This window comes from Mesorhizobium sp. M0317, from assembly GCF_040321555.1.
GTDB lineage: Bacteria > Pseudomonadota > Alphaproteobacteria > Rhizobiales > Rhizobiaceae > Mesorhizobium.
The window spans coordinates 52,743-71,835 of record NZ_JAMYRV010000035.1; the positions used below are offsets into that span (position 1 = coordinate 52,743).

Genomic DNA, 19,093 nt, shown 5'->3' on the forward strand with positions numbered 1-19,093 from the left:
GCGACATCTCCCCCTCGAGGGGGGAGGAGATCGCTAGCGCCCTGCGTTACTCACCGCCCCAAACACCGGCGTCGCAATCCCTTCCATCCGCGCCTTGATCTGCAGCGCCACATATTTCGAGTAAAACCGCGACAGCGCCAGATTGCCGCCGTGGAACCACAGCGCGTCCTGCGCCGTCGGCTTCCACATGTTGCGCAGCTCGCCTTGCCAAGGACCGGGATCGCCCTTGACGCCGGAGCCGAGGCCCCAGCATGGCCCGACCTTGTCGGCGACCTCGCGCGAGACGATGGCCGCCACGGTCTCGTTCATCGACTGGTAGCCGGTACAGGCGACGATCGCATCGACGGCCAGCTCGCTGCGGTCGTCGAACAGGATGCCGGTCGGCGTCAATGAACTGATGCCGACGCCGCTCTTCACTTTGATCTCGCCATTGATGATCAGTTCGCAGGCGCCGACATCGATGTAGTAGCCGGAGCCGGTGCGGTAGGCCTTCATCAACAGCCCGGTCTCGTCCTCCCCGAAATCGATGGCGAAGCCGGCGGCGCGTAGCTGGTCGTAGAAGTCTGCGTCGCGTGCCTTGATCACCTCGTAAAGATCCCGCTGGCCCTTGGGTACAAGCGCGAACGGCGTGGACGCGACGATCAGGTCGGCCTTGTCGGTGCTGATGCCGCGCGCCAAAGCCTTTTCCGAGAAGATCTCGAAGCCGACTTCCATCAGAGTGTCGGATTTCACCACTGTCGTCGGCGACCGCTGGATCATGGTGACGTCTGCGCCGCTCTCCCAGAGGTCGACGCTGACATCGTGCCCCGAGCTTGCCGCGCCGATGACAGCGACACGTCTGCCGCGGAATTTCTCGCCGCTTGCATACTGGCTGGAATGCAGGAGTTCGCCCTTGAAGGTCTCGGCGCCGGGCAGCGCGATCTGGCGTGGCGGGCCATAGGCGCCGGTGGCAAAGACAATGTGCTTCGGCTTCAGCGTGATCTGCCGGCCGACGCGGTCGACCACCACAGTCCACACCTTCTCGGCCTCGTCATAGCTGGCGCTGAGGCATTTGGTGGCGACCCAGTAGTTGAGCTCCATCACCCTGACATACATCTCCAGCCAGTCGCCCATCTTGTCCTTGGGCGTGAACACCGGCCAGTTCTCCGGGAACGGAATGTAGGGCAGATGGTCGTACCAGACCGGATCGTGGAGCACGAGCGAGCGATAACGGTTGCGCCAGGAATCGCCGGGGCGCGCATTTTTCTCGATGATGATGGTGGGCACACCGAGCTGCCTCAGCCGCGCGCCGAGCATGATGCCGCCCTGCCCGCCGCCGATCACCAGGCAATAGGGCTGCTCGGTGGCGCCGAGGTCGCGCGTCTCGCGCGCCCGCGCCTCCGCCCAGGTTTCGCGCTTCGGATCGGCCTTGTGACGGATACCAAGCGGCCGCGCCGGTCCCTTTTGTTCCTCGAACCCCTTGAGCTCACGCACCGCCGTCAACAAGGTCCGGCAGCGGCCGTCCGTAAGGCGCACAATCCCTTCGCCCCGCGCGACCGCCGTTTCGAACGTGAACCAGGCCTCGACGGTGCCCTCATCCGAGGTCGCCTCGCCGGACAGCGTCCAGTGTGAGGGCTTCGCTTCCGCCAGCGTCGATTGCAGCATGTCGCGGATCTCATCGCGGCCTTCCATCGTGGTGATGTTCCAGGTGAAAGCCAGCAGATCGCGCCAGTAGCAATCCTCGACGAACAGGTTGGCGGCCGCCTCGGCGTCATCAGCTTCCAGCGCCCGTGCAAGCGCGCAAAGCCATGTCGCCGCCTGTTTCGATGGTGCCATGTCGAGCATCTGTTTTTCCCTCACTTTGCGTTCCCATTGTTTCGAAAGACGGAGCCGCCGCAAGAGGGGTCGCGATATCATGGCGTCGGTTTCTAGCGGCCCGGAACGGAGCCATCTCCCGGAAATCTTTATAGGAATTTTATATCTTTCCTCCCGGCCCCGTCTCGAACCTTTATGGCGATCGAGTCCATATTCCATCTCGAGCAAAACGCTGCGGCGGGCCGTTCTCATGGAATTTCTGGCTCGCCAGTCGCTGGCGCCAAATACAAGCAGAAGCAAGGACCAACACAAATGGACATCGTCGTCATCGGGATCGAGGTTTTGTTCTTCGGTCTTTCCCTCGCCTACATCAAAGCTTGCGACGCTCTTTAAGCGGAAGGATCGCACCATGCTTGTCGATTACATCCTCGGTGGCGGCGTGACCTTGTTCCTGCTCGTCTACCTGACATACGCCCTCGTTCGCCCAGAACGCTTCTGAAGCAAGGCACGGAAAGCCATGACACTCAACGGATGGATACAGATCCTGGTTTATTGCGGGATCGTCGTTTTGCTGGTGAAGCCGCTCGGCGGCTACATGTACTGCGTCTTCAATGGCGATCGCACCTTTCTCTCGCCCATACTCGGGCCCGTTGAGCGCGGCCTCTACCGCATTTCGGGAACCAGCGAGCTCGAGGAGCAGCACTGGACGACCTATGCGGCCGGCATCATCTTCTTCAGCCTTGCCAGCTTCCTGGTGCTGTACTTTGTGCAACGCTTGCAGGGCGTCCTGCCTTACAATCCGGCCGGGATGGCATCGGTCGAACCCAATCTCGCCTTCAACACTGCCGTCAGCTTCGTCACCAACACCAACTGGCAGAATTACGGCGGCGAAAGCACGATGTCCTATCTCGTGCAAATGGCCGGCCTCACCGTGCAGAACTTCATGTCGGCCGCCGTCGGCATTTCCATTGCGGTGGCGCTGATCCGCGGCTTCACCCGCGCCTCGGCCAAATCGATCGGCAATTTCTGGGTCGATATGACCCGCTGCACGCTCTACATCCTGCTGCCGCTCAGCATCGTGCTCACCCTTGTCTATGTCTGGCTCGGCATGCCGCAGACGCTCGGGCCTTATGTCGACGCCACCACGCTGGAGGGCGCCAAGCAGACGCTCGCCCTTGGGCCGGTCGCCTCGCAGGTCGCCATCAAGATGCTCGGCACCAATGGCGGCGGCTTCTTCAACGCCAATGCCGCGCATCCTTTCGAAAACCCCGACGCCATCTCCAACATGATCCAGATGGTGACGATCTTCGCGCTGGGTGCTGCACTCACCAACGTCTTCGGCCGCATGGTCGGCAACCAGCGCCAGGGCTGGGCGATCCTGGCCACGATGGGTGTGCTGTTCATCGCTGGCGTCGTTATCTGCTACTGGGCGGAAGCCGCGGGCAATCCGCTGGTCCATGCGTTGGGCGTCGACGGCGCCAACATGGAAGGCAAGGAGAGCCGCTTCGGCATTGCCGCTTCGGCACTATTCGCCGTCATCACCACGGCTGCGAGCTGCGGTGCGGTGAACGCCATGCATGACTCGTTCACAGCACTTGGCGGCCTGATCCCGATGCTCAACATGCAGCTCGGCGAAGTCATCGTCGGCGGCGTCGGCGCCGGCTTCTACGGCATCGTCATGTTCATCGTCATCACCGTGTTCGTCGCCGGCCTGATGGTTGGCCGCACGCCCGAATATCTCGGCAAGAAGATCGAGGCCAAGGAGGTCAAGATGGCAATGCTCGCCATCCTCGCTCTGCCGTTGGTCATGCTGGTCTTCACGGCAATAGCGGTCGTGCTGCCAAGCGCCGTCGCCTCGATGGCCAATGGCGGTCCGCATGGCTTCTCCGAGGTTCTTTATGCCTACACTTCGGCGGCGGCCAACAACGGCTCGGCCTTTGGCGGCCTTTCCGGCAACACGCCCTGGTACAACATCACGCTCGGCATCTCCATGTGGGTGGGTCGCTTCTTCGTCATCATTCCAGCGCTTGCCATTGCCGGCTCGCTAGCGACGAAGAAGACGGTTCCGGCTTCCGCCGGCACCTTCCCGACCGACGGCCCGCTGTTCGTCGGCCTGCTCGTCGGCGTCATCCTGATCGTCGTCGGCCTGACCTTCTTCCCGGCACTGGCGATCGGACCGATCGTCGAGCACCTGGCTGCCATCAACGGCCAGACATTCTGAGGCTTGTCATGTCCTGGTTCTACCCAAAACGCATGAAGGCCCGGCCGCGAGCCGGCCCACGAGCCGGCAATGAGGGGGAGGAAACGCCCCCTCCCTTCCCCAGCGTATCTACCTTCCTCGGCCTCGCGGCAGTCATGATCGTGATCTGGCTGCTGGCCTATGGTCCGCCGCCCCTCTTTTCGGCATCCGATCGGTCGGTGCCGGCCAACAGTTCAGATACTGGAGCCACCAAATGAGCCAGTCCAAATCCGCGAGCATCATGGATGCCCGCATCCTGTGGCCGGCCATCGGCGGCGCCTTCAGGAAACTCGACCCCCGCACGCTGGTCAGGAACCCGGTGATGTTCGTCGTCGCCATCGTCTCGCTTCTTACCACGGTCCTGTTCGTCAAGGATCTCGCCACCGGCGGCGGCGATTTCGGCTTTACGCTGCAGATCATCATCTGGCTGTGGTTCACCGTGCTGTTCGCCAACTTCGCCGAGGCCGTCGCCGAAGGCCGCGGCAAGGCGCAGGCCGATTCGCTGCGCAAGGCGCGCACCGAAACCCAGGCCAAGCTGCTTGCCGGCGAAGACCGCTCCAGGTTCAAGCTGGTGCCCGGCACCAGCCTGAAGGTTGGCGACATCGTGCTGGTCGAAGCCGGCGACATCATCCCGTCCGACGGTGAAGTGATCGAAGGCGTGGCCTCGGTCAACGAGGCGGCAATCACCGGCGAGTCCGCACCCGTCATTCGCGAATCCGGCGGCGACCGTTCGGCGGTCACCGGCGGCACGCAGGTTCTGTCCGACTGGATTCGCGTGCGCATATCAGCCGCCTCCGGCCACACCTTCCTCGACCGCATGATCTCGCTGGTCGAGGGTGCCTCGCGCCAGAAGACGCCCAACGAGATCGCGCTCAACATCCTGCTCGTCGGCATGACGCTGATCTTCGTGCTGGCCACCGCCACGATCCCGAGCTTTGCCTCCTATTCCGGCGGCTATATCCCGGTGACGGTGCTGGTCGCGCTGTTCGTCACCTTGATCCCGACCACCATCGGCGCCCTGCTGTCGGCCATCGGCATTGCCGGCATGGACCGCCTGGTGCGCTTCAACGTGCTGGCTATGTCCGGCCGCGCCGTGGAAGCGGCGGGCGACGTCGATACGCTTTTGCTCGACAAGACCGGCACCATCACGCTCGGCAACCGCCAGGCCACCGAATTTCGGCCGGTCAAGGGTGTGACCGAGCAGGAACTGGCCGATGCGGCACAGCTTGCCTCGCTCGCCGACGAGACGCCCGAGGGACGCTCGATCGTCGTGCTGGCCAAGGAAAAATACGCCATCCGCGCCCGCGACATGGCGACATTGCACGCCAGTTTCGTGCCCTTCACCGCGCAGACCCGGATGAGCGGCGTCGACATCGATGGCTCGTCGGTGCGCAAGGGCGCCGTCGATTCGGTTCTCGCCTATGTCAGCCAGTCGACATCGGCCACCCATGGCGCGCGCCCCGGCAGCGACACCGTGAAGGATCTCCAGGCGATCGCCGACGAGATCGCCAAGGCTGGCGGCACGCCGCTGGCCGTCGAGCGTGACGGCCGCCTGCTCGGCGTCGTCCACCTCAAGGACATCGTCAAGGGTGGCATCCGCGAGCGCTTTGCCGAACTGCGCAAAATGGGCATCCGCACCGTGATGATCACCGGCGACAATCCGATGACTGCGGCGGCGATCGCAGCCGAAGCCGGCGTCGACGATTTCCTCGCCCAGGCCACGCCCGAGGACAAGCTGAAGCTGATCCGCGACGAACAGGCCAAGGGCAAGCTGGTCGCCATGTGCGGTGACGGCACCAACGACGCGCCGGCATTGGCGCAGGCCGATGTCGGCGTCGCCATGAACACCGGCACGGTTGCCGCCCGCGAGGCCGGCAACATGATCGACCTCGATAGTGACCCGACCAAGCTGATCGAGATCGTCGAGATCGGCAAGGCGCTGCTGATGACGCGCGGCTCGCTGACGACCTTCTCGATCGCCAACGACGTCGCCAAATACTTCGCCATCATCCCGGCCATGTTTGCCGTCTTCTACGTTGCGCCGGGACATACAATCGGCCCCCTGCAAGCGCTCAACATCATGCATCTGGCGACGCCGCAGAGCGCCATCCTGTCGGCCATCATCTTCAACGCGCTGATCATCATCGCTCTGATCCCGCTGTCGCTTAAAGGCGTCAAATACCGCGCCATCGGCGCCGGCGCGCTGCTCAGCCGCAACCTGCTGGTCTACGGCCTCGGCGGCATCATCGTTCCCTTCGTCGGCATCAAGGCGATCGACATGATCGTCACCGGCCTCGGCCTCGCTTAAGGAAATACGTCCATGCTCACTCAGATAAGACCCGCTGTTATCATGATCGTCTTTTTCACCGTTTTGACCGGCCTGATCTATCCCCTGGGCATGACCGGCATCGCCCAGGCGCTGTTTCCGCACCAGGCCAATGGCAGCTTGATCGAGAAAAACGGCACGGTCATCGGCTCCGAACTGATCGGCCAGGGCTTTGCCGACGACAAGTATTTCCATGGCCGCCCCTCGGCTGCCGGCGACGGATACAACGCCGCAGCGTCCAGCGGCTCCAATCTCGGTCCAACCAACCCCAAGCTGATCGACCGCATCAAGGGCGATGTTGCAAAGCTGAAGGCGGAGAACCCGAACCAGCCGGTGCCGATGGATCTGGTGACGACGTCCGGCAGCGGCCTCGACCCCACCATCAGCCCGGACGCCGCCTATTTCCAGGTCGCTCGGGTGGCCGAGGCCAGGGGCTTCGACGAAGCCAAGGTCAAGGCGCTTGTCGACAGCCATGTCGAAGGCCGCGAACTCGGCTTCCTCGGCGAGCCGGTCGTCAATGTGCTGGCGCTCAACCTGGCACTGGACGATACCAAGCAGTGAGAGACAATCTCTGAAGCCAGGGGCCAGGGATCGACACGATCCTCGGCGCCGTTCATGATCGAGCCTGATGCCGGACGCCAGAAGCAACTATACCAGACCCTCTCCGGACGCGCTGCTCGAGCATGCGGAACGGGAAGAGCGCGGCCGCCTGCGGATATTTCTCGGCGCTGCACCCGGTGTCGGCAAGACCTACGAAATGCTGATGGCCGGCCGCGCCATGCTTGCCGACGGCATCGACGTGGTCATCGGCATCGTCGAAACCCACGGCCGCAAGGAAACCCTGGCGCTGGTCGAAGGCTACGAGGTCATCCCGCGCCAGAAGGTCGACTACAAGGACCGCGTGCTGAATGAGATGGACATCGACGCCATCCTCACCCGCCGGCCGGCGCTGGTGCTCGTCGACGAACTCGCCCACACCAACGCACCCGGCAGCCGCCACCCCAAGCGCTATCTCGACGTCCAGGAAATCCTTGCGCGCGGCATCGACGTCTACACCACGCTCAACATCCAGCATGTCGAGAGCCTGAATGACGTGGTGGCGCAGATCACCCGGGTCAGGGTGCGCGAAACGGTCCCGGACTCCATCATCGACCAGGCCGATGACATCGAGATCATCGACCTCACGCCCGACGACCTGATCAAGCGGCTGAAAGAGGGCAAGGTCTATTTCCCCAACACTGCCCAGCGCGCAGTCGAAAACTATTTCTCGCCGGGCAATCTGACCGCGCTTCGGGAATTGGCGCTGCGCCGCACCGCCCAGCGCGTCGACGAGCAGTTGCTCAACCACATGCAGTCGCACGCGATTCCCGGCCCTTGGGCGGCGGGCGAAAGGGTGCTCGTCTGCGTCGATGCGCGTCCGGGCGGAGCGTCTCGTGTCCGCTATGCGCGCCGGCTGGCCGACCGGCTGCGCGCACCGTGGACGGCGCTGCACGTCGACACGCCGCGTTCGGCCGCCATGTTGGAGGAAGACAAGGACCAGCTGGCCACGCTCTTGCGCCTGGCCGAGCAGCTCGGCGCCGAGGTGACGACCATTCCGGGCCAGAACGTCGCCCAGGACATCGTCCGCCACGCCACGGCCAACAACTTCACCCATATCGTCGTCGGCAGGCCGACCCGCTCGCGCTGGCGCGAACTGATCGAGGGTTCGCTCACCTACGATCTGATCCGCAATGCCGGCGATATCAGCGTCCATGTCATTTCAGGAACGGAGCGCGACAACGAGGCCACGTCGAGGGTCAAGGCGGCGGCCGAGCAGACGCCATTTCAAATCTGGCCTTATCTTTTCTCGACCGTCTATGTCGCCGGCGCGCTTGCCGTCAGCGCCGTCCTCGATCAGTTCCTCGACGTTCGCAACCTTGCCAGCGTGCTGCTGCTGGCGGTGCTGACATCGGCAGTGACCTTTGGCCTGTGGCCGGCGCTGTACGCCTGTTTCCTCAGCGCCATTGCCTTCAACTTCTTCTTTCTCGAGCCGCGCTACACGATGACGATCCGCGATCCGGAGAGCATCGTTGCCTTCGCCGTCTTCCTCGTCGTTGCCGTCATCGCCAGCAATCTGACGGCGCGTGTGCAGCGTCAGGCAGCCGCCGCCCGTTCACGCGCCCGGGCCACCGAGGACATCTACCTCTTTTCAAAGAAGCTCGCCGGCGCCGGCACGCTCGACGACGTTTTGTGGGCCACAGCCTTCCAGATCGCCTCGATGCTGAAGCTGCGCGTGGTGCTGCTTTTGCCGGAAGAAGGCACGATCACCGTCAAGGCCGGTTATCCCCCCGATGACACGCTGGCCGAGGCCGACATCGCGGCTGCACGCTGGGCTTGGGAACACAACCGGGCTGCCGGCCGTGGCGCCGATACCCTGCCCGGGGCAAAACGCCTCTACCTCCCCTTGCGCACCGCACGCACGGCCGTCGGCGTCGTCGGCCTCGACAATGACAAGCAAGGCCCGCTGCTGACGCCCGAGCAACAGCGCCTGCTCGACGCGCTGGCCGACCAGGCGGCGGTTGCCATCGAGCGCATCCAGCTGGTCGCCGATGTCGACCGCGCCAGGCTGGCGGCCGAGGCCGACCGCTTGCGCTCGGCACTGCTGACGTCGATCTCGCATGATCTGAAGACGCCGCTGGCGGCCATCATGGGCGCGGCCGGCACGCTCAGGGAATTTGCGCCGGCACTGCCCGAGAACGATCGGGCCGAGCTGCTGACCACCGTGCTCGACGAGTCCGAACGGCTGAACCGCTTCATCGCCAATCTGCTCGACATGACCAAGATTGAATCGGGCGCCATGGAACCGAATTTCGCCCTGCACTATGTCGGCGATGTCGTTGGCTCGGCCTTGCAGCGGGCACGCAAGATCACTGCCGGGCACAAGACCGAGGTTGATATTCCGGCCGACCTGCCGATGCTGAAGCTTGATCCCGTGCTGTTCGAACAAATGCTGTTCAATCTGCTCGACAATGCCGCGAAATACGCGCCACAGGGATCGACAATCCGGCTGCAGGGCTGGGCCGACAATGGCTCCGTCGCGCTGCAGATCATGGATGAGGGACCGGGCATTCCGCCCGCCGACCTGGAGCGCGTCTTCGACAGCTTTTACCGGGTGCGCAAGCGCGATCAGGTCCAGGCCGGCACCGGGCTCGGCCTGTCGATCTGCCGGGGCTTCATCGAGGCGATGGGCGGCACGATCATGGCGGCGAACCGCAGCGATCGCCCGGGCGCAGTCTTCACAATCCGCATGCCGAGGTTGGTACAATCGTCCGATACGGACGTATCAGGTGTGGACGAGCAAGCATCTGGTGATCCGGCATGACAAATTCCAATGTCAGCATACTGGTCGTCGATGACGAGCCGCCGATCCGCAAACTGCTGCGCGTCGGCCTCGGCAGCCAGGGCTATGCGGTCAGCGAGGCGCCCAATGCCGGGGCCGCGATCGAACTCGTCGATGCACAAAAGCCGGATCTGATCCTGCTCGACCTCGGCCTGCCCGGCATGGGTGGCCTCGATCTCCTGCGGAAATGGCGCGGCGACGGCCTCGACGTGCCCGTGGTCATCCTGTCCAGCCGCACCGACGAAGCCGGCATCGTCGCGGCGCTCGAACTCGGCGCTGACGACTACATCACCAAGCCGTTCGGCATGAACGAACTGGTCGCCAGAATCCGCGTCGCGCTGCGCCACCGATTCCAGCAGCAGGGCGAAAAGCCGGTGTTTCAGACCGGCGATCTCTCGGTCGACCTGGTCAAGCGCATCGTCAAGGTCGAAGGCAAGGAGATAAAGCTCTCCCCCAAGGAATACGACATATTGCGTATTATGGTGCAGCATGCCGGCAAGGTGCTGACCCACCATTTCCTTCTGAAGCAGGTGTGGGGCGATTCGACCGACGTGCAGTATCTCAGGGTCTATGTCCGCCAGCTCCGGCAGAAGATCGAAAAGTCGCCCGACCAGCCGCGCTACATCACCACCGAAACCGGGGTGGGGTACCGGCTACGCGAGGTTGAGTGACCGCGCGCTCGCTGCTCAGTCGACCGACAATTCCGCCGTCCGTGCCAGTGCGCCGCCGAAGCCGTTGAGCGGGATAGTGAAACTCACCGCTTGACCGGTGTCGGCCGCGAAGGCGTCGATCTTCAGCGTGGTGGCTGCCTTGAGCAGCGGCGTGACGCTGGCATCGAACGCCACCGGCACCAGGCAGCCGACGGCCTGGCAGGTGTTGAACGGCAAGCTGCCTTCCAGCTTCTGGTCGTCGATGGTCAGGCTGACTCCTTTGGCGAGCGCCAGGCCGAACGGCAGCGCCAGCGTTCCGGCGGCATCCTCGCCGCTCTTGCTCGACAGCTCGATCGCCAGCAGGCGCTGGTTGGACTGCTTGTTGAACTGCTGATGCGACAGGCTGCAAACCTTGGCCGTGCCGGTTACCTGGCAATTGACCGTCCAGTCGCCATGTGTCTCGGACAGCGCCGAGGCGCCGCCAGGCAATGTCGGGCCGGCAGCAGGGGCGGGCGCTGCGGCGGCAGGCGCCGCCTTGTCGGTCTTGGTTTGCGCCGCGACTGCCACCGGGCCAAGAATACAGATGCTGCCCAGTAGCGCCGCGAAATATACTTGCCTGCTTTTCATCAATATGCTCCCGATTGTGCCTCGAGTCAGCAGCGATTGAGCCCGAGATCCGCGCCCGATAGAGCGGTCAATCGATCTTTTCTGTCAAGTGCGGCCAGGCCGCTTCCTCAGGGATTTCGCCAACCCGTGGCAGATCGGCCCATGGCAGACCCGCCCATGGCAGATCGAGACGAACGCCCTATATAGAGAGGAGGTTATATCTGTACGGGAATGAACTGATGTCGACGCTTCGCCTATCGACAGTTCTGATGTCGGCAATGCTGGCAGCAGCAACGCTCGCCGACATCATGCAATCTGCTGCGGCTCAATCCGTCAATCCCAGCGCCAACCGGCTGATCCAGCAGAACCAGCTGCAGCAATTGCGCAACAGCCTGCAGCGGCAGCAGTTCCAGCAACAGCAGCAGCAATATCGCGAGCAGGACCGTCGGATCGTGCCGCAGCCGCGCCCCGAAGTGCCCGTCGTCCGGCAAGCTTGTCCGATTCAGATCGTCAACAACCAGATTGTGCGTGTTTGCCGTTGATATCGGTCGCCTGCGATTTACTTAGTCGACTTATTTACTAAAGATGCTCATTGCCTCGCGGGCATATCAGGGGTTTGCAGGCGGCGTGCGGCTGTGCGCCCGCCCACCGGATTTCAGCACATGGCGACGACTAAGAAAAAGGCGGTACGCAAGGCAAGGCGAGGCGAACACATTCGCCAGGTCGCCGCCATTCCCTTTCGTCTGGACGTTTCAGGCAATTTCGAAGTGATGCTGGTGACGTCGCGAGCGACGAAGCGCTTTATCGTGCCCAAGGGCTGGCCGATGAAAGGAAAGAGCGGGCGCAAGGCCGCCACCATCGAGGCGCGCGAAGAAGCCGGCGTGCTCGGCAAGACCCGCAAGGCGCCTGCCGGCAGCTATTCCTACTGGAAACGGCTGGAGCACAATTTTGTGCGCGTCGACGTCGTCGTCTATCTGTTGGAGGTGTCCGAGGAACTGGCCAACTGGCAGGAGGCCAAGAGCCGCCAGCGGGCATGGCTCAAGCCGCAGGACGCGGCGTTGCTCATCGATGAGCCGGATCTCTCGACGCTGATGGCCAACCTGGCGCCGCCTCAGCCGGCAGTGCCGGACCCGGCCTGACCAACCTCACTTGCCCTCGTCCCCTTCAGCGGGACCCTCATCCCCCTCAGCGGGAAATGGCCGCAGCGGCGTGCCCGTATAGGCCCACAGCCATTCGCGCGGCAGCGGCCCTTTGTTGCGCTCGCTTTGCTGCGACTGTTCCCATGCATGCGCCAGGATGCCGACCGAGCGCGAGAGCACGAACAGGCCGCGCGTCAACGGCGGCGGAAAGCCGAGCTCGCCATAGATGACGGCGGTGGCGCCGTCGATGTTGAGCGGTATTTTCTTCCCCTTGCGCCGTGCCACCTCTGATTCGACGGCCTCGGCGATGTCGGCAAAGCGTCCGCTGACGACGCCGCGCGCGGCAAACTCGCGCGTCACTGCGATCAGGCGCGGCGCGCGCGGATCGACCGGGTGGAAGCGATGGCCAAATCCCGGCACATAGCCTTTCTCCTCGGCGAAGAAACGGTCGAGCCGTGCGGCTACGGCTTGGTCCAGCGCAACACCCTGGTCAAGTGCCACGGCAATGTCGCCATAGAAGGACAGCGCCTGTTCGCCGGCGCCGCCATGCACGTCACCCAGCACGTTGACGGCGGACGCCATGGCGCTGTTGATGCCGACTCCGCAGGTGATGGCCATGCGGGCAATGGCGATCGACGGCGCCTGCGGCCCGTGGTCGACGGCCGCCCCCAGCGCAATGCCGAGCAGCGCCGCCTGCTCCTCGCTCGGCAATTCGCCGCGCAGCATCAGCCAGATCGTGGCCGGAAAGCTGACGCGGCCGATCAGTTCCTGGATTTCATAGCCGCGCAGCCGGATGATGCCGGGGCTCATCTCGATGATGCCGGTCTGCCACCATTCCTCGCCGCGTTCGCGGCCGGTTTTTCTCTCGCTCACGCGCTTCTCCTGGCGCGCGGCGGCAGGGTGGAAAAAACCTCGTCCATATGCTCGCCCAGCACAGGCGGCGGCAGGACCGGCAAGGGTGCCGCGCCATCGACCATGAAGCCGCCGCGCACCACAGTCAGCGGCTGCTCCATGCCGGGCAGGCCCTGGAAACGCGTGGTCATGTCGCGCTCGACCACCTGGCGCTCGCCAAGCACTTGGGGGATCGTCAGCACCCGGCCCGCCGGCACGCCGGCGCGGTTGAACTTTTCTTCCCAGGCAGCCGCCGAGGCGCTCGCAAGCGCTGTCTCGATCAGCCCTTTCAAGGAGGCACGGTTCTGCTTGCGCGTCTCGCGCTCGGCAAAGCGCGGATCGTCGGCCAGTTCCGGCTGGCCGATCAGCCGGCAAAGCGTGACGAACTGCTCCTGCTTGTTGGCGGCGATGTTGAGCAGGCCGTCGCCGGTGCGAAACGCGCCGGAGGGCGCAGCCGTCATGTTCTCATTGCCCATCGGCTGCGGCTCGACACCGGCGGTCAGATAGTTGGACACCGGCCAGCCCAGCGCCGACAGCGTGCATTCGAGCATCGAGACATCGAGAAACGCGCCCTCGCCCGAGGTCTTCTGCTTGACCAGCGCCGCGGCGATGGCGAAGGCCCCGACCAGCCCGCCCAGCGTGTCGGCGACGGGATAGCCGACCCGCAAGGGTGCGGTCTCCGGCGTGCCGGTGATGCTCATGATGCCGGACAGCCCCTGGATGATCTGGTCGTAGGCCGGATTGTCGCGCATCGGCCCGGTCTGGCCGAACCCCGATATGGCGCAATAGACGAGACCCGGACGAACCGCTTTCAGCGCCTCATAGCCAAGCCCCAGCCGCCCCATCACGCCCGGTCGAAAGTTCTCGACCAGCGCATCGGCGGAGGCGACGAGATCGAGGAAGCGTTCGCGGTCGGCTTCGCTTTTGAGATCCAGCACCACCGATCGCTTGCCGGCATTCTGCGCCAGGAACGACGCGCCCATCCCCGCCTCGTTGAGCGCCGGCGAGGCGCCGAGCTGGCGCGCCAGATCGCCGCCTTGCGGCGTCTCGACCTTGATGACATCGGCGCCGAGCAGCGCCAGCTGGTAGGCACAATAAGGGCCCGCCAGCACATTGGTCAGGTCGAGAATGCGGATGCCGGCAAGCAGATCGGTCATGATGCTCCAGGTCGCTCAGGCATCGCCCGGCACATGCTCGGGTCCGCGCCGGCGCCGATGCTCGATGAAGGCCCAGATATGCGGACCGGCGAGCCCGATGAAGGCAAGGATCAGCAGCACCAGCGACAGCTTGTGGGTGTAGAACACCGACCAGTCGCCGTTCGAGATCGTCATCGCCCGGCGGAACTGCGTTTCGGCAAGCGGCCCCAGGATCATGCCGATGATGACCGGCGCGGTCGGGAAATCGAAGCGCCGCATCAGGAAGCCGGCGGCCCCCAGGAGATAGAGGATGACGAGGTCGATCGGCGATTGCGAGATGCCGTAGGTGCCGACGGTGGCGAACACCAGGATGCCGGCATAGAGCTGCGGCGCCGGGATTTTCAACAGCCGTACCCACAGCCCGATCAGCGGCAGGTTGAGGACGACCAGGATGACGTTGGCGATGAACAGGCTGGCGATCAGGCCCCAGACCAGATCGGCCTGCGTCGTCAACAGCAGCGGTCCCGGATTGATGCCGTAGCTCTGGAAGGCCGACAGCATGATTGCGGCGGTCGCCGAGGTCGGCAGGCCAAGGGTGAGCATCGGCACCAGCACGCCGGCGGCAGACGCATTGTTGGCGGCTTCCGGTCCGGCAACGCCCTCGATGGCGCCGACCGTGCCGAACTCCTCCTTGTGCTTCGACAGCTTCTTTTCGATGGCATAGGACAGGAAGGTCGGGATCTCGGCGCCGCCGGCAGGCATGGCGCCGATCGGGAAGCCGATGAAAGCGCCGCGCAGCCATGGCTTCCACGATCGTCCCCATTCGGCCGCTGTCATGTAGAGCGATCCCTTGAGCGGCACGATCTCGTCCTTGCCGGCATAGCGGCGCGAGGCCATGTAGAGCGTCTCGCCGACGGCAAACAGGCCGACCGCGGCAATGATGACATCGACGCCATCGAGCAGTTCGTTCATGCCGAAGGTGAAGCGCGGCTGTCCCGTCTGCAGGTCGACGCCGATCATGCCGATGACGAAGCCGATGAACAGGCTGGTGAGGCCGCGCACGGAGGACGAGCCGAGCACCGCCGAAACCGTGATGAAGGCGAGCACCATCAGCGAGAAATATTCGGCCGGCCCGAAGGCCAGCGCGAACTTCACCACCACCGGCGCCAGGAAGGCGACGCCCATCGTGCCGATGGTGCCGGCGACGAAGGAGCCGATCGCCGAGGTCGCCAGTGCCGCGCCGCCGCGACCCGAGCGGGCCATCCTGTTGCCTTCCAGCGCGGTGACGATGGTGGCGCTTTCGCCCGGCGTGTTGAGCAGGATCGAGGTCGTCGAGCCGCCATACATGGCGCCGTAATAGATGCCGGCGAACAGGATGAAGGAAGCCTCCGGCGCCACCTGGTAGGTGATCGGCAGCAGCAGCGCGATGGTCAGCGCCGGCCCGAGACCGGGCAGCACGCCGATGGCGGTGCCGAGCGTGGTGCCGACCAGGCACCACAGCAGGTTCATCGGCGAGAAAGCGACGGAAAATCCGTGGGCGAGATGGCCGAGCGTCTCCATGGCGTCAGCCCCTCACAGTGGCGATGATCGCGTCGATCACCGTGTTCAGCTGGTTTTCGATGAAGCCGGCGCCAATGTTGACGCCGAGCGCCCTGGCAAAGCCGAAATAGGCGGCAAGCGCCAGGATCAGGCCGGTCAGCGCATCGCGCAGCGTGTGCTTGCTGCCGAAGCCATAACAGACGAGCACGAACATGATGACCGAGGCGGCGGTGAAGCCGAGCGGCTGGATCAGCACCAGATTGGCGACCAGGCCGGCAACGACGATGCCCATGGCCTTCCAGTCGGTCGGCGTTTCCTTTTCCTCCTGCGGCTGCCAGCCGCCGCGCAACGCGGCGACGATGAGCAGCAGCGAAAGCACGATCATGCCTGTCATGGTGATGTAGGGGAAGACGGTCGGCCCGACCTTGGAATAGAGCGGCGAAACCGGGATCGCCAGGGTCTGCCACGCCACGGCCGCAGCACAGGCGAGAAGCCCGATGCCGATCAACAATTCGGGCATGGCAAGGCGCGGGGGCGCCGGCTGCTGGTCGCTGGTGCTCATCGATGTCCTCCCGAGATGGCCGGCATCCTCCCGCCGGCCGCATCCGCAGTTTCACTCCCAGCGCATGATATGTCCATGCCGCAGGCTAATGTCGGAAGGGGCGGCCGGGGCCGCCCCTGAAGACATCAGGCGAGGCCGAGATCCTTGAGGATCGCGGTGATGCGGGCGGTGTCGTCGACGAGGAATTTCGCATAGTCGTCGCCGGTGAGCAGGATGGGCGTCCAGTTGCGGTTCTTGCATTCGGCTGCCCAGGCATCGCTCTTGGCCATGGTCTCGATCATCGTGACCATCGCCGCCTTGTCGGCGTCGGAGACGCCTGGCGGTGCGAAGACGCCGCGCCAGTTGAACAGTTCGACGTCAATGCCGGCTTCCTTCATCGTCGGTGCGTCGATGCCGTCCTGGCGCTTGTCGGCGGAGATCGCCAACAGCCGAAGCGCGCCCGCCTTGACCTGCTCGGAGAACTCGCCGAAGCCGGAAATGCCGGCCGCCACCTGGTTGCCGAGCAGCGCCGACAGCGCCTCGCCGCCGCCGGCGAAAGGCACATAGGAGAGGTTGGTTGCCGGAACGCCGACCGTCTTGGCGATCAGCCCGAACAGGATGTGGTCGGAGCCGCCGGCCGAGCCGCCGGCCACCGGAACCTTGGTCGGATCCGCTTTGAGCGCCGCAACGAAATCGCCGGCCGTCTTGAACGGCGAATCCGCCGGCACTACCAGCGCCTCGAACTCGCCGGTGAGGCGAGCGATGGGCGTCACTTCGGAGAGGTTGTTGGCCGATTTGTTGGCGATGATGGCGCCGACCATGACCATGCCGGCCACCATCAGCGAATTGCCCTTGCCCTTCCACTGGCTGATGAACTGCGGCAGGCCGACAGTGCCGCCGGCGCCGCCGACATTGGTGATCTGCGAGCCGGAGATCAGTTTTTCACTGCGCAGCACCTGGTCGATGGTGCGCCCCGTCTGGTCCCAGCCGCCGCCGGGCGCGGCCGGCACGAAGATCTGGATCTGCGGTGCATCCTGAGCGAAAGCGGGCGTCAAATGCGTTGCGACGAATCCGGCAGCGCCTGCGGCCGCGGTGCTCATCAAAAATCTGCGTCTGTTCAGCATGGGATTCCTCCAAATCACGACACCTCCTCCGGTGCCTGCCAGAAACGTAGCCTGAAAACAGACCCGCTCGGCAAAAATTCATGCCGATTTCGGTACGTTCTGTCAACAGGAACGCTGTTCTACTAGACAGAACCATGGATGTGCGGCACAATCGCTTCGGCCGGCCTTTGTCCGAGCAGGTAAACTGGAATGAAACTGTTCGTGAGATGACCGAAGCGCGATCCCAGCCGTTGCCGGCCGATGGTGTTGCCGCGCTCGACCGCGCGATCGCCATTCTCGACGCGTTCGCGACCGCCGACCGCTCGCTCAGCCTGGCCGAGATCGCGGCGCGCACCGGGCTCTACAAAAGCACCATTTTGAGGCTGGCGAACTCGTTGCTGCGCGGGCAGTTGCTGGAGCGGCTCGACGATGGCCGCTACCGCATCGGACCTGCCACCTTCAGGCTTGGCGCGCTTTACCAGCGGTCGGTCGTGGCGGTCGACATCCTGCTGCCGATCATGCGCGATCTTGCCGAACGCAGTTGGGAAAGCGTCGCCTTCTATGTCCGCTCCGGCGACGCCCGCACCTGTCTCTACCGCGTCGAGTCCAAGCACCCGATCCGCTACACGATCCGGGAAGGCGACCTGCTGCCGTTGCTCGCCGGCTCTGGCGGCCGCGTGCTGGCAGCGTTTTCGGGCCAGCCGGGCGAACCATACGAGACCATCCGCAAGGCCTGCCACTATCTGTCGATCGGCGACCGCGACCCGGAGACGGCGGGCGTCTCGGTGCCGGTGTTCGGACCGGGCCGCGTTCTGCTCGGCGCCTTGACGCTGGCCGGCCCGTCGACACGCGTCGATACGGCGTTCCTGCGCCGCATGACACCGGACCTGCTGGAGGCCGCCGCTCGCGCCACCCGCGCCTTCGGCGAGGATGGCTCGATGCTGGAGCAGGCAGCGCGCCTAGCCGGCGCTGAAACCGTGATCGGCCTCAGTTCGCCTTGACCAGCACCACGCGGCGGTTCTTGGCGCGGCCGGTTTCGTCATCATTGCTGGCGACGGGCGCCATCATGCCGGCGCCGGCGGCGGTCAGCCGGCCGCCATCGATGCCATATTTCGAGACCAGCGCCGCCTTTACCGACTGCGCCCGCCGCGACGACAGATCGATATTGTAGTCGAAGGCGCCCTGGTTGTCGGTATGACCGACGACGATCACCGCCATGCCGGGCTCGTTGGTCAGAAGCGTCGAGATCTCCTTCAGCGTCGGTTCCGATTCCGGCTTGATGTCGGCCTTGTCGGTGTCGAAGAAGATGCCGTAGAGCGAGATGGAGCCGGTGGCCGACAGCGAATCCGCCATCTTGGCCGCTTCGACCACCACCATCTTCTTGTCGCGCGCCTTGGGCTCCAGCACCTGAACGACGGCAATGGTGCGGCCGTTGAGTTCCTTGCAGTAGAGGTCGTCGATCAGCGAATAGGCCTGAACCGTGACATAGGCGTCGCCGCCGTCCTGCGGCAGCTTGGCGGCGAAGAAGCGCTGGTCGTTGATACCGGTGGTTACCGCACAGGCGCCATTGGAAAAGGCCGCGTCCTTGACGTCGCTTTCATGGAAGAAATACATCATCAGGCTCATGTCGCCGCCGCCACCGCTCGACGACCGGTCGGCGGCGCCGCCGCCCGCATACCTCATTCCTTACAAAACGACTTAGCCGCCCGCGGCCCCCCACAAATACAGGTCAGTATCATAAAAAAAAAAA

The 19,093-nt window shown here is 64.3% G+C and carries 18 protein-coding genes; 10 read left to right on the forward strand and 8 right to left on the reverse strand.

The features are described 5' to 3' along the window. Window positions 1–33: 33 nt before the first annotated feature. On the reverse strand, window positions 34–1,824 hold the full coding sequence (locus NKI88_RS22320) for a flavin-containing monooxygenase (RefSeq protein WP_352657237.1): 1,791 nt from the start codon (window positions 1,822–1,824) through the stop codon (window positions 34–36). A 165-nt stretch (window positions 1,825–1,989) separates the two neighbouring features. Here NKI88_RS22320 and NKI88_RS22325 point away from each other — a divergent pair, with 165 nt between their 5' ends. The 7 genes from NKI88_RS22325 to NKI88_RS22355 all read left to right on the forward strand — a co-directional run bounded on the left by NKI88_RS22325 (window position 1,990) and on the right by NKI88_RS22355 (window position 10,409). Then, window positions 1,990–2,187 carry a hypothetical protein gene (locus tag NKI88_RS22325; protein WP_352657240.1) on the forward strand — a complete coding sequence of 66 codons (198 nt, stop codon included), beginning with the start codon at window positions 1,990–1,992 and terminating at the stop codon, window positions 2,185–2,187. A gap of 16 nt (window positions 2,188–2,203) precedes the next feature. Next, a complete protein-coding gene (locus NKI88_RS22330; protein ID WP_023669708.1) occupies window positions 2,204–2,293 on the forward strand; it encodes a K(+)-transporting ATPase subunit F in 90 nt (29 codons plus the stop codon). Between the two features lie 18 nt (window positions 2,294–2,311). Beyond that, window positions 2,312–4,015: a potassium-transporting ATPase subunit KdpA gene (gene kdpA, locus NKI88_RS22335; protein ID WP_352657243.1), complete on the forward strand. Its 1,704-nt coding sequence runs from the start codon at window positions 2,312–2,314 to the stop codon at window positions 4,013–4,015. 232 nt (window positions 4,016–4,247) lie between these two features. Further along, entirely contained in the window at window positions 4,248–6,341 is a 2,094-nt protein-coding gene (kdpB, locus tag NKI88_RS22340) for a potassium-transporting ATPase subunit KdpB (protein ID WP_352657246.1), read from the forward strand. Between the two features lie 12 nt (window positions 6,342–6,353). Beyond that, a complete protein-coding gene (kdpC, locus tag NKI88_RS22345; RefSeq protein ID WP_352657248.1) occupies window positions 6,354–6,920 on the forward strand; it encodes a potassium-transporting ATPase subunit KdpC in 567 nt (188 codons plus the stop codon). Between the two features lie 67 nt (window positions 6,921–6,987). Beyond that, window positions 6,988–9,720: a DUF4118 domain-containing protein gene (locus tag NKI88_RS22350; RefSeq protein WP_352657251.1), complete on the forward strand. Its 2,733-nt coding sequence runs from the start codon at window positions 6,988–6,990 to the stop codon at window positions 9,718–9,720. Further along, entirely contained in the window at window positions 9,717–10,409 is a 693-nt protein-coding gene (locus NKI88_RS22355) for a response regulator transcription factor (protein ID WP_023700081.1), read from the forward strand. The genes NKI88_RS22350 and NKI88_RS22355 overlap by 4 nt, the downstream gene beginning before the upstream one ends. Before the next feature lie 15 nt (window positions 10,410–10,424). Here NKI88_RS22355 and NKI88_RS22360 read toward each other — a convergent pair whose 3' ends face one another. After that, window positions 10,425–11,015: an invasion associated locus B family protein gene (locus tag NKI88_RS22360; protein ID WP_031243995.1), complete on the reverse strand. Its 591-nt coding sequence runs from the start codon at window positions 11,013–11,015 to the stop codon at window positions 10,425–10,427. A gap of 218 nt (window positions 11,016–11,233) precedes the next feature. Here NKI88_RS22360 and NKI88_RS22365 point away from each other — a divergent pair, with 218 nt between their 5' ends. Further along, window positions 11,234–11,536: a hypothetical protein gene (locus NKI88_RS22365; protein WP_352657254.1), complete on the forward strand. Its 303-nt coding sequence runs from the start codon at window positions 11,234–11,236 to the stop codon at window positions 11,534–11,536. Between the two features lie 120 nt (window positions 11,537–11,656). Beyond that, window positions 11,657–12,133 (forward strand): NUDIX hydrolase, encoded by a 477-nt coding sequence (locus NKI88_RS22370; RefSeq protein WP_352650757.1) that lies wholly within the window; start codon window positions 11,657–11,659, stop codon window positions 12,131–12,133. 6 nt (window positions 12,134–12,139) lie between these two features. On the opposite strand, the gene NKI88_RS22375 is transcribed toward NKI88_RS22370, so the two are convergent. The 5 genes from NKI88_RS22375 to NKI88_RS22395 form a co-directional block, all read right to left on the reverse strand. Beyond that, the gene (locus NKI88_RS22375) at window positions 12,140–13,006 is read right to left on the reverse strand and encodes a citryl-CoA lyase (RefSeq protein ID WP_031196006.1); all 867 of its coding nucleotides are present in this window, start codon (window positions 13,004–13,006) and stop codon (window positions 12,140–12,142) included. Next, window positions 13,003–14,181, reverse strand: a complete 1,179-nt coding sequence (locus NKI88_RS22380; protein ID WP_031201319.1) for a CaiB/BaiF CoA transferase family protein — start codon at window positions 14,179–14,181, stop codon at window positions 13,003–13,005. Before NKI88_RS22380 ends, NKI88_RS22375 begins: the two co-directional genes overlap by 4 nt. Before the next feature lie 15 nt (window positions 14,182–14,196). Further along, window positions 14,197–15,720: a tripartite tricarboxylate transporter permease gene (locus NKI88_RS22385; RefSeq protein WP_023686551.1), complete on the reverse strand. Its 1,524-nt coding sequence runs from the start codon at window positions 15,718–15,720 to the stop codon at window positions 14,197–14,199. Between the two features lie 4 nt (window positions 15,721–15,724). Next, a complete protein-coding gene (locus NKI88_RS22390) occupies window positions 15,725–16,261 on the reverse strand; it encodes a tripartite tricarboxylate transporter TctB family protein (RefSeq protein ID WP_023700086.1) in 537 nt (178 codons plus the stop codon). Window positions 16,262–16,386: 125 nt separating this feature from the next. After that, window positions 16,387–17,364 carry a Bug family tripartite tricarboxylate transporter substrate binding protein gene (locus tag NKI88_RS22395; protein ID WP_023691946.1) on the reverse strand — a complete coding sequence of 326 codons (978 nt, stop codon included), beginning with the start codon at window positions 17,362–17,364 and terminating at the stop codon, window positions 16,387–16,389. A 206-nt stretch (window positions 17,365–17,570) separates the two neighbouring features. Between NKI88_RS22395 and NKI88_RS22400 the strand changes: the two genes are divergently transcribed. Next, window positions 17,571–18,344 carry an IclR family transcriptional regulator gene (locus tag NKI88_RS22400; RefSeq protein WP_023691947.1) on the forward strand — a complete coding sequence of 258 codons (774 nt, stop codon included), beginning with the start codon at window positions 17,571–17,573 and terminating at the stop codon, window positions 18,342–18,344. Here the strand turns inward: NKI88_RS22400 and NKI88_RS22405 are convergent. Then, window positions 18,331–19,026, reverse strand: coding sequence for an OmpA family protein (locus tag NKI88_RS22405; RefSeq protein WP_352657258.1), 696 nt, complete (start codon window positions 19,024–19,026; stop codon window positions 18,331–18,333). The two genes, NKI88_RS22400 and NKI88_RS22405, sit on opposite strands and share 14 nt — an antisense overlap. Window positions 19,027–19,093: the final 67 nt, after the last annotated feature.